Source organism: Pseudomonas sp. FG36, from assembly GCF_057809275.1.
This window is the reverse complement of the sequence record NZ_JBMDJQ010000024.1, coordinates 1-12793: the sequence shown is the minus strand read 5'-3', so window position 1 is coordinate 12793 and position 12793 is coordinate 1. Positions and strand designations below refer to the sequence as shown.

The window sequence follows — 12793 nt, the reverse complement described above, 5'->3', positions numbered from 1 at the left end:
GCTCGACACAGTCTAGGACAGGACTTCCTGTTTCGGGTTCAGTCCTCTTCTCGCTGCAACACCATCAGCAGCAACGACCGCCCCTTGACCTCGAACACGGTGTCGAACGCCAGGTGCTGCGCCTTGCGCAGCTCGGGCCGGTCGGTGTCGACCAGGCAGCTCCAGTAGTCGCCCTCCGGCACCGCCGGCAGGGTGAACGGCACGACGTCGTGGTAGGCGTTGACGATCAACAGCATGGTCGCCTCGGCGCCGGGCCGGGCGATGCCACTGACCTGGGCGCGGCCATCCATCAGCATGCCCAGGCAACGCCCGTGCGGATCTTCCCACTGCTCGACGGTCATCTCGCTGGCGTCCGGAGCCAGCCAGGTGACGTCCTTGACCCCGATCGCCTCGTTGTAGTCGCCGACCAGGAAGCGCGAGCGCCGCAGGATCGGATAGGCCAGGCGCAGCCGGGTCAGGCGCTTGACGAAGGCCATCAGCGCCTGGCCGTCTTCGTCCAGGTCCCAGTTCACCCAACCGATCTCGCTGTCCTGGCAGTAGGCGTTGTTGTTGCCGTGCTGGGTGCGGCTGAACTCGTCGCCGGCAACGATCATCGGCGTGCCCTGGGCCAGCAGCAGGGTGGCGAAGTAGTTGCGCATCTGGCGCATGCGCAGGGCGTTGATCGCCGGGTCGTCGGTGGGGCCTTCGACACCGCAGTTCCACGACAGGTTGTTGTCGGTGCCGTCCTGGTTGTTCTCGTCGTTGTCCTCATTGTGCTTGTCGTTGTACGACACCAGGTCGCGCAAGGTGAAACCGTCGTGGGCGGTGACGAAGTTGACCGAGGCGTAGGGGCGCCGGCCGCGGTTGTTGAACAGATCGCCCGAGGCGGTGATGCGCGCGGCAAAGTCGGCGAGCATGCCTTCGTCGCCTTTCCAGAAGCTGCGCACGGTGTCGCGGAAGCGGTCGTTCCATTCCGCCCAGCCCGGGGCGAAGTTGCCCACCTGGTAGCCGCCCGGCCCGCAGTCCCAGGGTTCGGCGATCAGCTTGGTCTGGCTGAGCATCGGGTCCTGGCGACAGGCGACGAGGAAGCCGTGGCGCTCGCTGTAGCCATCGTGATAGCGGCCGAGGATGGTCGCCAGGTCGAAGCGAAAACCATCCACGTGCATCTCGCCGGCCCAGTAGCGCAGCGAATCGGTGACCAGTTGCAGCACCCGTGGATGGCTCATGTCGAGGGTATTGCCGGTGCCGGAATCGTTGATGTAGAAGCGCCGGTCGTCGGGCATCAGGCGGTAGTACGAGGCGTTGTCGATACCGCGCATCGACAGGGTCGGGCCGCGTTCGTTGCCTTCGGCGGTGTGGTTGTAGACCACGTCGAGGATCACCTCCAGGCCTGCGTCGTGCAGGTGGGCGACCATCTCCTTGAACTCGGCGATCTTGCCGCTGGCCAGGTAGCGCGGGTGGGGGGCGAAGAAGGCGATGCTGTTGTAGCCCCAGTAGTTGTTCAGGCCCTTGTCGAGCAGGTGCTGGTCGTTGACGAAGGCGTGGATCGGCAGCAGCTCGATGCTCGAAACGCCCAGCTCCTTGATATGGCCCAGCAGCTCGTCGTTGGCCAGGCCCGCGAAAGTGCCGCGCAGGTGCTCGGGCACCGCCGGGTGGCGCATGCTGATGCCGCGGGTGTGGGCCTCGTAGATGATGGTGCGCTCCCAAGGGATCGACACGCGCTGGTCGCGGCCCCAAGTGAAGGCCGGGTCGATGACCTTGCACTTGGGCACGAATGCCGCGCTGTCGCGCTCGTCGAACGACAGGTCGCCGTCGGGGTGGCCGATGGTGTAGCCGAACAGCGCCTCGGACCATTTCAGCGTGCCCACCAATTGCTTGGCATAGGGGTCGATCAGCAGCTTGTTGGGGTTGAAGCGGTGGCCGTTCTCGGGCTCGTAAGGGCCGTGTACCCGGTAGCCGTAAATTAGGCCCGGGTGGGCGTCGGGCAGGTAGCCGTGGTAGATCTCGTCGGTGTACTCGGGCAGCTCGATGCGCTCGATTTCGTTTTCGCCGCTGGCGTCGAACAGGCACAGCTCGACCTTGGTGGCGTTGGCCGAGAACAGGGCGAAGTTGACCCCAAGGCCGTCCCAGGTGGCGCCGAGGGGGAAGGGCAGGCCTTCGCGGATGCGCGATGGGGCGACGGAGCGGGTTTTCTTCGGGGTGCGGGGGCTCATGGCGGTCCTCATGGTCCGGGGAGAGGGGGCCATCGCGGGGCAAGCCCGCTCACACGCACGAGCACTCAGTGACTGAGGCGTGGGAGCGGGCTGGCCCCGCGATGAGGGCGGTACAGGCTTGTAAAAGGCTCAGCCAGCGGCAGGTTTCTTCGCCGCTCGCGGTTTTTTAGCCGCCGCAGCCGGCTTCACGCCCGGCAACGCCGCCACCTTGGGCTCTGCCGGTGGCTTGGGCTTGGCTGCTGCCTTCTTGCGTGGCGGCGCCTTGGGGGCCAGCGCCTCGGCTTCGGCCAGCTTGCGCGCCTTGTCCCAGTGTTCCTCCTCGCGCCCCTCGGGCTTACCCTCCGACTCCCAGATCTGATAGGCGAACTCGCGAATACGTTTTTCATCGACACTCATCACGACGCTCCTGAATACAGTTAGGCATGATCAATCAACACATTGACCGGAAACTCTGCCAGCACGGTGCTCAACATCAGCTCCCTTGAAGGGGTGACAGCACCGCCGCCGAAAAGTCCCGAACAGTTGGCAGGCGACAAGGCAAACGGCAGTACGAGCCGGGTATCGTCCCAGTTCTGAACCGGGATCAACGGGGTGGTGGCCGCGCCCAGCAGGGCGCTGGCCAGCCGTGGCACGACGATGACGGCGCGCTCGCCCTGGCCGAGGCGGGCAAAGGCCAGCACCTGGTCGGCGTGGCGGCCCTGTACCCTCAGCGGCAGGTAGGCGCCGCGCTGGAACAGCTCGGGATGGGCCTGGCGGGCGTCCAGCACGCGGGCCACCAGGGCCTGCTTGATGCGGCCATCGCGCCAGTGGGCGAGCAGCTCGGCGAGGGGCGTGCCGTCGTCGAGGCTGGCGCGCCTGGCCGGGTAGTCCACCGGGCGGCGGTTGTCCGGGTCGACCAGCGAGAGGTCCCAGTACTCGTTGCCCTGGTACAGGTCCGGCACGCCGGGGGTGGTCATGCGCAGCAGGCACTGCACCAGGCCGTTCAAGGCGCCAGGGCAGGCCAGGTGCTGCGCGGCCTCATGCAGGGACTGGCGCAGCTGCTGGTTTTCCTCGTCCAGCAGCAGGCCGTCGACATAGGCCGCGCAAGCCGCCTCGTAGTGTTCGTTGGGCGCGGCCCAGCTGCTGCGCAGCTTGGCTTCGCGCAGGGCCTTGCATTGCCATTGGCGAAGGCGTTCGGAGTAGCGCTTCAGGGCTTGTGGGGCATGCAGGTCGAGGTCCAGCGGCCAGCTGCCGAGCAGCGTCTGCAACAGCAGCAGCTCGTCGCCGGGGCTTGGCGCCTGCCCATCGTCCAGTGCCTCGCGCAACGGCGCGGCCAGCTCGCGCCAGTGCTCGACGCGGCTGGCCAGCCAGGGTGCGCGTTCGCTGAGCACGGCCAGCCGCGCGCGGCAGTCTTCGCCGCGCTTGTGGTCGTGGGTGGCGGTGGCCAGCAGGTTGTCGGGAAAGTCGTGCAGGCGGCGCAGGGCTTCGTTGTGGAACCAGGCCGCATCGGCGCTGAAACGCTCGGCATCGAAGCCCACGTCGTTGCGTGACAGCAGCCGGGCGGATCGATAGAAGGCGGTGTCTTCCACGGCCTTGGCGGCGCTCGGGGCGGTCAGTTGCTGGAAGCGCACGCAGGCGTGGCGCAGGTGCTTGCGCGGGCGGCCTGGCGGCAGGTGCCGCCAGGGTTGGCCGCCAAGCCAGCGTTCGAGCTGATCGAGCAGCGGCCAGTCGGCTTCCCCCAGCGACTGGCGCGCGCCGGTCAGCGCCTGCTGGAAGAACGCCTCGTCCTCGGCGGGCCGGCCACAGGCGTTGATATAGGTGCGATACACCGGGTAGTGCTCGACCAGCGCCTGCAGCGCCCGGCGAATGGCGCCGAGGGTGAGGTCGCGGGTCATCAGGTCGTCGCGGGCCACCTGCAGCAGGGCCTGGGCCACCGACTCGCAGTCGCCGGCCAGGCTGGCGTTGAGCACCAGGTGGCGGGCGATGCGCACCTCCTCGGGGAACTCGGGACGCTCGCTGGTGTTGCGCCATAGTTCGTCCAGGGTGGGCTCGCCCACAGGGTCGTGCTGCAGCAGCGACACCTCGTTCATGAATTCGTAGCCGGTGGTGCCGTCGGTGAGCCAGTCGCGGTGCAGGTGTTCGCCCGTGCCGAGGATCTTTTCCACGTAGATCGGGAAGTGTGCCAGCGCGGCATCGACGGGACGTCGCGCCAGCAGCGAATCGACCCGGCGGCGCAGGTTGCGGCAATAGCGGCGCGGATCGGCGAGGCCATCGATATGGTCGATGCGCAGGCCATCGACCAGGCCACGCTCGATCAGCTCGAACAGCTTGGCGTGGGTGGCCTCGAACACCACGGCACGCTCCACGCGCAGGCCGCCGAGTTCGTTGATGTCGAAGAAGCGCCGCCAGTTGATGTCGTCGGCGGCGGTGCGCCAGCTGGCCAGGCGATAGGTCTGGCGCTCGAGCAGCAAGTGCAGGCGCTTGAAGCCTGCTTCGCCGCAGCTGTCGAAGGCGGCGAGGGCCGCTTGCGGATCCGCGCCGGCGGCGGCCAGGCGCGCCAGTTCGCGGTGTAGCGGCTGGGCCTCGGCCAGCGGCTCGGCCGCCTCGCCGAGGGCGCTGAAATGCGCGGCCAGCGCCTGCAGGCGCGGGTCCTCGGCCTGGCCGAGGATGCGTGGATAGTCCAGTGGGCAGATCGGGAAACGGTGCTCATGGTGGGCGACTTCGAAGCGCCCGTGTTGTGCGTCGAAGGTCAGCGGGATCTCGCCGTTGTGCAGGGCGGCGCCATAGTCGCTGCCGAGGAACGGCAGCAACAGCTGGCCGGCCAGCAACGGGTCGCTGGAATGCCACTGGATATCGAAAAATTCCGCATAGGGGCTGCGCCGGCCCCAGGCCAGCAGGCTCTGCCACCAGGGGTTGTCGGCGCCGCCCACGGCCATGTGGTTGGACACGGTGTCGACGATCAGCCCCATGCCATGCTGGCGCAGGGCGGCCACCAGGCGTTCGAGCGCCGCCTCGCCGCCGAGTTCGGGATTGACCCGGGTCGGATCGACCACGTCATAGCCATGGCGCGAGCCTGCGCGGGCGGTGAGGATCGGCGAGGCGTACAGGTGGCTGATACCCAGCCGGGCGAAATAGGGCACCAGCGGTACCGCATGGTCGAGGGTGAAGTCGCTGTGCAGTTGCAGGCGCAGGGTCGCGGTCAAGGGTTTCATCGGTCACGCTCCCAGGCTTGTTCGCGGGCCTGGGCCAGCAGTTCCAGGCGCCGGGCGGCGTCCTCGTCGTCCAGTAGTTCGCGCACCGGCGCCTTGAAGCGGCGGCGCCAGTTGGGATGGCCGCTGGTGGTGCCGGGCAGGTTGGGTTGCTCGTCGCTGCCCAGCAGGTCTTCCAGCGGCACCAGCACCAGCGGTGCGCGGGTATGGCCGACGTAGCGGATCGCCGCGTCGATCAGCGCAGAATCGTCGCGCAGTGGCCCGTAGTTCTGCTCCAGGGTGCGGCGCAGGCCGTCGCGCTCCAGGGCCCGGGTGTGGCGCCAGTGCAGTTCGGTGGCGGCGTCGATCAACTGCAGGCGATGGCTCCAGTCGATGTCCCGGCTGGTCAGCCAGCCGGCGAGCGGAGCCAGGTCATGGGTGCCGGTGGTGGCCAGGGCGTTGTCCGGCCAGTCGAGGATCGGCGTGAACCGGCCCGGCTGCTGCTGCTCGAACGGCAGCACGCGCATGCCCAGCACGGCCTTGTCGGCCAGGCGCTCGCGCAAGCCCTCGGGCACGGTGCCCAGGTCCTCGCCGAGGATGATCGCCTGGTGTCGCACCGACTCCAGTGCCAGCAGGCGCAGCAGGTCGTCCAGCGGATACTCCAGGTAGGCCCCTTCGCTGGGCTTGGCGCCACGGGGGATCAGCCACAGGCGGCGCAGGCCCATCACATGGTCGATGCGCAGGCCGCCGGCATGGGCCAGGTTGGCCCGCAGCATTTCGATGAAGGCGCGGTAGCCGTTGCGCCGCAGGCCTTCGGGGGAGAATGCGCAGATGCCCCAGTCTTGCCCGGCGCGGTTGAGGATATCGGGCGGGGCGCCGACGTTGAGTTCAGCCAGCAGTTCGTCCTGGCGGCTCCAGGCCTGGCTGCCGGCTCCGTCGGCGCCCACTGCCAGGTCGGCGATCAGGCCCACGGCCATGCCGTTGCCGCGCGCCGCGTCCTGGGCCCGTTGCAGGCTGCGCTCGGTCAGCCACTGACAGAAAGCATGGAACTCGACCCGCGCCGGATAGGCGTTGGCGAAGGCCTCGACCTCGGGGTCGTAGGGGTCGTGCCAGGCCTTGGGCCAGTTGCGCCAGTCCGCGCCCAGGCCGCTACTCACCGCCTCGGCCTGCAGCACTTCGAAGCGGCAGTGGTGTTCCAGTTGCTCGCCGGCGCTGGCGCGGAAACTGTCGAAGTCCGCGCGCAAGGGGTGCTCGCCCTGGCTGAAGTGCCGGTAGAGCGCTTCGAGCAGGCGCAGCCGGGCCTCGGCGGCCCTGGGCCAGTCCACCAGCGTGTGCTGCTCCAGCGCTTCGAGGGTGGCCTGCAGGCCACAGGCCTCGGTGGCCATGCGCACTTCGCGTTCGCCGAAGACCACGCCGGGGCTGGCATAGAGCACATTGAGCAGCAGGCGGCTGGACGGCGAATAGGGGCTGTAGTGGTGCTGGTCGAAGGCCGACAGGGTGTGGATCGGGCTGATCGCCAGGGCATCGGCGCCGCGCTCGGCGGCGTGGCGCGCCAGTTGTTCCAGCGCCAGGCAGTCGCCAAAGCCGCCATCGCCGGGGCGCCGCAGGCTGTACAGCTGCACGGCAAGGCCCCAGCAACGGGGTGGGGGTTGCTCCACGCAGTCTTGCAGGGCATGGCAACGCGCCGGTGCCACGGCCACGGTGCAGGTCCGGCCATCGATATCCAGGCGGTGATAGCCCAGGGGCAAGCCTGCCGGCAGGCTTGCCTGGGCGTCCAGGGTCAGGCTGCGCTGGCTGCCGTCTTCCAGGGTGCAGCGCACCTGGCTGGCGGCGCTGAAGTAACGCTGCAGGTCGAGGGGCTGGTCGATGTCCACGGTCAGCAACGGTGGCAGGTGCTCGCTGTCTTCGGCCTGCTCCACGGTGCGCAGGCTGGCGTCGATCTCGGCAGCATTGCCGGCCGGGTGGCCAAGGCCTGCGAGCACCTGGCGCAGCACGTCATCGCTGACCTGCTGCGGGCGGTTGTTGGCATCGATCCAGTCGCGGGCCAGGCCCACCCGGGCGGCCAGGCGGTGAAGGGGCTCTGCGCTCATGGCGTCTCCTGGTCGGGGGGCAGCAGGCTCACCACGCAGCTGTGCGCGGCGAGCGTCGAGTCGGGGTGGGCGTTGTCGCTGCTGTCGAACAGGCGGCGGGGCTGGGCCGGCAAGGTGACCGGCTGGGGCTGGGCATCGAGGTTCAGGTCGATGCGCAGTTGCTGGCCGTCGCCCAGGCGCCAGCGGGCGGTCAGCGCCTTGGCGCCGAGTACCTCGCAGCCCTCGGCGCGGGTGCCGGGCAGGTGCGGGATGACATGGCGTCTGCGCAGTTCGAGCAGTTGCTGGTACAGGCCGTGCCAGCCGGCCAGCACCTCCTGTTGCCGAGGTTTGGAGGTCTCGAAGGTGGCCTCGGCGTTGGGGTCGGGTATCTGCTCGCGCTTCTGCGGGTCGGCGAAGGCCTCGAAATGAGCGAACTCGCCACGCCGGCCTTCACGCACGGCATCGGCCAAGGCGTCGTGGAAGTCGGTGAAGAACAGGAACGGCTTGCGGCTGCCGTCGTCGTCGCCCATGAACAGCAGCGGGATCATCGGTGCCAGCAGCAGCAGGGTGGTGGCGGCCTTCAGCGCCTGCGGCGGGCAGAGTCGGGACAGCCGTTCGCCCAGGGCGCGGTTGCCGACCTGGTCGTGGTTCTGCAGGAACAGCACGAACGCGCTGGGCGACAGGTGGCCGCTGGGCTCGCCGCGCGGCCTGCCGTGGCGGTCGGGCTGGCCCTGGAACACGAAGCCCTCGGCCAGGCAGCGCGCCAACTGCTCGATCGGCCGGTCCTTGTAATCGGCGTAGTAGCCCTCGGTTTCGCCGGTCAGCAGTACGTGCAGGGCGTTGTGGCCGTCGTCGTTCCACTGCGCGTCGAAGCCTTGCTCGAGCAGCGTCGCTTGGTTGTGCTCGTTCTCCAGCACCAGCCAGACCTGCCGCCCGGGCTCGACCGTGGCGCGTACCCGCTGGGCCAGTTCGACGAGAAAGTCCGGCTGGTCGATGGCGTGCACCGCGTCCAGGCGCAGGCCGTCGCAACGGTAGTCGCACAGCCACATCAGGGCGTTCTGGATGAAGAACTCGCGCACCTCGGCGCGGCGGAAGTCGATGGCCGCGCCCCACGGTGTCTGGCGGTCTTCGCGGAAGAACGGGCTGGCGTAGCGGTGCAGGTAATTGCCGTCCGGGCCGAAGTGGTTGTAGACCACGTCCACCAGCACCATCAAGCGCTGGCCATGGGCGGCGTCGACCAGCGCGCACAGGTCCTGCGGGCGGCCATAGCTGTGCTGCGGGGCGAACGGCAGCACGCCGTCGTAGCCCCAGTTGCGCTCGCCAGGGAACTGCCCCAGCGGCATCAGCTCGATGGCGCTGACCCCCAGCTCAGCCAGGCGCGGCAGCACCTTGGCCACGCCGGCGTAGCCGTCGAGCAGGCCGACGTGCAGCTCCTGGATTACCGCCTCGTGCCAGGGCCGCCCCTGCCAGGGATGGCGCCACGGGTAGCCGCCCAGGTCGACCAGTTCGCTGGGGCCCTGCACGCCCTCGGGCTGGCAGCGCGAGGCCGGGTCGGCCACCCGCAGTTCATCGTCGATCACGAACTGATAGCGTTCGCCCGCTTGGCAGGGGGCGACGCCGGTGTACCAGCCATCGTCGTCGGGCAGCAGTGCCACGGGCGGCTGCTGGCCGATCGCCACGCTCACACTGCGCGCATCCGGCGCCCAAAGGGCGAAGCGCGCCGACGTGGCGTCCAGCAACTGTGCGCCATGCTTGTGCATCGTCGGCTCTCCGCTCAGTAATGGGCGTGCTGCGTCTGCTTCACCAGGTCTTCGTACAGGCGCGCATAGGGTTCCACCGCCTGGCACCAGTTGAACGGCTGGGTCATCGACAGGCAGCGCATGGCATTGAGCAGGTGCTTCTTGCCGTACACATAGAAGGCACGGCCCAGGGCCTCGCGGTAGCTGTCCACGCTGGAGTCGTCGAACAGGAAACCGGTCACGCCGTTCTCGATGGTGTCGGCCAGCCCGCCGGTGTTGCGCGCCACCGGCAGCGAGCCGAAGCGCTGGGCGTACATCTGGCTCAGGCCGCAGGGCTCGTAGCGCGATGGCATCAGCAGGAAGTCGCTGCCGGCGAACATGCGCCGGGCGTCGGTCTCGTTGAAGCCGATGCGCACGCCGATGCGGCCCGGGTGACGCAGGGCCAGTTCGCGCATGGCCTGTTCTTCCTCGGGTTCGCCACGGCCGATGATGGCGATCTGGCCGCCTTGTTCGACGATGTAGTCGGCAACGCCCAGGGTCAGGTCCAGGCCTTTCTGGTAGACCAGCCGCGAAACCACGGCGAACAGCGGCCCCTCGCTCGCTTCCAGGCCGAACAGCGCGCGCACCTGGTCGGCGTTGCGAGCCTTGCCGTCCCAGTCGTTGATGCTGAAGTTGTGGTCCAGGTGCTGGTCGGTGGCCGAGTCCCAGCTCTCGTCGATACCGTTGGGGATGCCGCCGAGCAGCCCCTGCTGGGCCTTGCTGGCGAGGAAACCGTCCAGGCCGCAGCCGAACTCGGGGGTGGTGATTTCCCGGGCGTAGGTAGCGCTGACCGTGGTGATGTGGCTGGCGTAGGCAAGCCCGGCCTTGAGGAACGACAGCTTGCCGTAGAACTCCATGCCTTCCTGCTGCATGGCGTGGTCGGGGATCGCCAGTTCCGGGCTGCAGCCACGGCTGTAAACGCCCTGGTAGGCCAGGTTGTGGATGGTGAACAGGGTCGGGGTGCTCAGGCCGCGCCAGTGCATGTAGGCCGGGGCCAGCCCGGCCGGCCAGTCGTGGGCGTGCACCAGGTCGGGGCGCCAGTGGGCCATGCCTTCGCCGGCGGCGATTTCCGCGGCGGCCAGGCCCAGGCGGGCGAAGCGGATATGATTGTCGGGCCAGTCGCGACCGTTGTTGGCGCCGTAGGGCGTGCCGTCGCGCTGGTACAGCTCGGGGCAGATCAGCACATAGATCACCAGGCCGTCGGCCAGATCCATGCGGCCGATCTTGCACGGCGGCAGCGCGGCGTGGCCGCCCAGTTCGCCGACGATGTGAATGGGGTTGTCGCTCTCGACCACCTGGCGGTAGCCGGGGATCAGCACGCGCACATCGTGCAGGTGCGCCAGGGCACGGGGCAGGGCAGCGGACACGTCGCCCAGGCCGCCGGTCTTGACCAGGTCGGCAATCTCCGAGGTGACGAACAGGATCTTGCGCTTGTTCGGGTTGTGCTGGCGCTGCGCGCCGGGTGCCTTGACTGTCGGGGCGAGGGACGCAGGCAGCGGCTCGCGGTTATCCGGGTTGAATGACTCTACGTGAGGTTCGACAGCGGCACTGATCATACTTCTCTCCGTCCCTTGTTCTGTTTGCTTGGCGTTGGCTCGTGGGTCTGCTCTCTGATCGTTGTTGCATCTTCGTAGTGCGTCCTTGCCCCAGATTCGTGCGCGCAGGCACGGCACGCTCGGCATTCCCGCCGAAAGACGTATGGACTGGTTGGGGTGTGCGGGCCTGGCGTGAGGAAGTCCTTTTGCGTCGGCCCTACTTAAGTCCTGACCTGCCCGTGTTTTGGAAAGTTCGACTTTTTTACGTCACTTTTTCCGAGCAAAACGCGGGCCGAATCTGGAGTGTAGGGGACGAAACGCAAAGAAAGTGACCCGTTGGTCATTTTTGTCGCGACGGTTTACCCGCGCAAACGTTGGCGAGTTGTTGCAAAATATGAGGCTAGCCAGCGTAGGCGCAGCGGATTGGCGACAGACGCGGCACAACGCAATCAGGAAGGGAAGCTGTGACGAGGTGGGAGCCTGGCAGCTCCCACGCAGAGGGGCGGTGAATCAGAGGCCGGCGGCCTTGCCTTGCACACGGGCCTGCTCGAGCAGCAGGTTCAGCTGGGCGACCTGCTGGCGCAGGTGATCGCGCTCATCCTTCAACTGGCGCAGCTCGTCGCGGCGCACGGTGACATAGAGGGTCTGGGTGGGAATGGCAGGCATCAGGGTTCCCATGGGCACACCTCGCATGGCTGGTGACATTTTGAAGCGTAGACGCTTCACGCGGCGCGCATTCTGAATTCTTTGCAGGCCCTTGGGAACTTTTTTGTTTATCGTTGTCGCCCCGTTCGTCGGTGAACCCTACGCCAGAACGCTGGACTAATCTGAAATCTTCAATTGTTGTAAAGCAAAACCAACGGGAGCGTCGGCACATGCAACTGGGAATCATCGGGCTTGGCCGCATGGGCGGCAATATCGCAAGGCGCCTGATGCGCGCAGGTCACAGCACTGTGGTCCACGATCGCAACCGCGAAGCCATCACCACCCTGGAAGGCGAGGGGGCCGTCGGCGCCCACGACCTCGGGGCGCTGGTGCAGAAACTCAAGGCGCCGCGCGCGGTGTGGGTCATGCTGCCCGCCGGCGAAATTACCGAGCAGACCATCGCGCAACTGGCCGACCTGCTCGAGCCGGGCGACGCCATCATCGATGGTGGCAACACCTTCTACAAGGACGACGTGCGCCGCGCTGCCGAGTTGGGCAAGCGTGGCCTGCACTACCTCGACGTCGGCACCTCTGGCGGCGTGTGGGGCCTGGACCGTGGCTACTGCATGATGATCGGCGGCGAGAAAGAGGTGTTCGAGCGCCTGGAACCGCTGTTCAAGGCCCTCGCCCCGGGCGTCGGCGACATTCCGCGCACCCAGGGCCGCAGCGGCGAGCACGAGCGCGCCGAACACGGTTACATCCACGCTGGCCCGCCCGGCTCCGGTCACTACGTGAAGATGGTGCACAACGGCATCGAGTACGGCCTGATGCAGGCCTACGCCGAAGGTTTCGACCTGCTGCGCAGCAAGGGTGGCCCGGAGTTGCCGGAAGAGCAGCGCTTCGACCTCAATGTGGCCGAAATCGCCGAAGTGTGGCGCCGCGGCAGCGTGGTCACTTCCTGGCTGCTGGACCTGACCGCCGACGCGCTGGTCGCCGACCCGCAACTGACCGAATTCAGTGGCTCGGTGTCCGACAGCGGCGAAGGGCGCTGGACCATCGACGCCGCCGTCGAACAGGCCGTGCCGGTGCCGGTGCTGTCCAGCGCGCTGTTCGCCCGTTTCCGCTCGCGCCAGCAGCAGGGCACCTACGGTGACAAGATCCTCTCCGCCATGCGCCTGGGCTTCGGCGGCCACGTCGAGAAAAAGAAGGACTAAATGACTAAACCGACCATCCCCGCGGCGCCGCCATGCACCTTGTTCCTGTTCGGCGCCAACGGCGACCTGGTCAAGCGCCTGCTGATGCCGGCGCTGTACAACCTCAGCCGTGACGGCCTGCTCGACCGCAACCTGCGTATCGTCGGAGTCGACCACAACCCGGCCACGGCCGAGGACTTTGCCGCGGGGGGGG

At 67.8% G+C, this 12793-nt stretch carries 8 protein-coding genes and 1 pseudogene; 2 read left to right on the top strand and 7 right to left on the bottom strand.

Going from position 1 to position 12793, the window contains the following annotated elements:
• Positions 1–38 precede the first annotated feature (38 nt).
• The 7 genes from glgX to ACODS9_RS18165 all read right to left on the bottom strand — a co-directional run bounded on the left by glgX (position 39) and on the right by ACODS9_RS18165 (position 11419).
• Positions 39–2192 (bottom strand): glycogen debranching protein GlgX, encoded by a 2154-nt coding sequence (gene glgX, locus ACODS9_RS18195; protein ID WP_401105831.1) that lies wholly within the window; start codon positions 2190–2192, stop codon positions 39–41.
• Between the two features lie 129 nt (positions 2193–2321).
• Positions 2322–2591, bottom strand: coding sequence for a DUF2934 domain-containing protein (locus ACODS9_RS18190; protein ID WP_401105833.1), 270 nt, complete (start codon positions 2589–2591; stop codon positions 2322–2324).
• 17 nt (positions 2592–2608) lie between these two features.
• A complete protein-coding gene (locus ACODS9_RS18185) occupies positions 2609–5383 on the bottom strand; it encodes a malto-oligosyltrehalose synthase (protein ID WP_489094424.1) in 2775 nt (924 codons plus the stop codon).
• Entirely contained in the window at positions 5380–7449 is a 2070-nt protein-coding gene (malQ, locus tag ACODS9_RS18180; protein ID WP_489094423.1) for a 4-alpha-glucanotransferase, read from the bottom strand. The genes ACODS9_RS18185 and malQ overlap by 4 nt, the downstream gene beginning before the upstream one ends.
• On the bottom strand, positions 7446–9188 hold the full coding sequence (gene treZ / locus ACODS9_RS18175) for a malto-oligosyltrehalose trehalohydrolase (RefSeq protein ID WP_489094422.1): 1743 nt from the start codon (positions 9186–9188) through the stop codon (positions 7446–7448). The genes malQ and treZ overlap by 4 nt, the downstream gene beginning before the upstream one ends.
• A gap of 14 nt (positions 9189–9202) precedes the next feature.
• Entirely contained in the window at positions 9203–10762 is a 1560-nt protein-coding gene (gene glgA / locus ACODS9_RS18170) for a glycogen synthase GlgA (protein ID WP_476258931.1), read from the bottom strand.
• A gap of 489 nt (positions 10763–11251) precedes the next feature.
• A complete protein-coding gene (locus tag ACODS9_RS18165; protein ID WP_489094421.1) occupies positions 11252–11419 on the bottom strand; it encodes a DUF6026 family protein in 168 nt (55 codons plus the stop codon).
• Between the two features lie 161 nt (positions 11420–11580).
• Here ACODS9_RS18165 and gnd point away from each other — a divergent pair, with 161 nt between their 5' ends.
• Together gnd and ACODS9_RS18155 are read left to right on the top strand one after the other, a co-directional pair.
• Entirely contained in the window at positions 11581–12600 is a 1020-nt protein-coding gene (gnd, locus tag ACODS9_RS18160; protein WP_269451421.1) for a phosphogluconate dehydrogenase (NAD(+)-dependent, decarboxylating), read from the top strand.
• Positions 12601–12793 (top strand): annotated as a pseudogene (locus tag ACODS9_RS18155) (glucose-6-phosphate dehydrogenase); the annotation flags it as partial.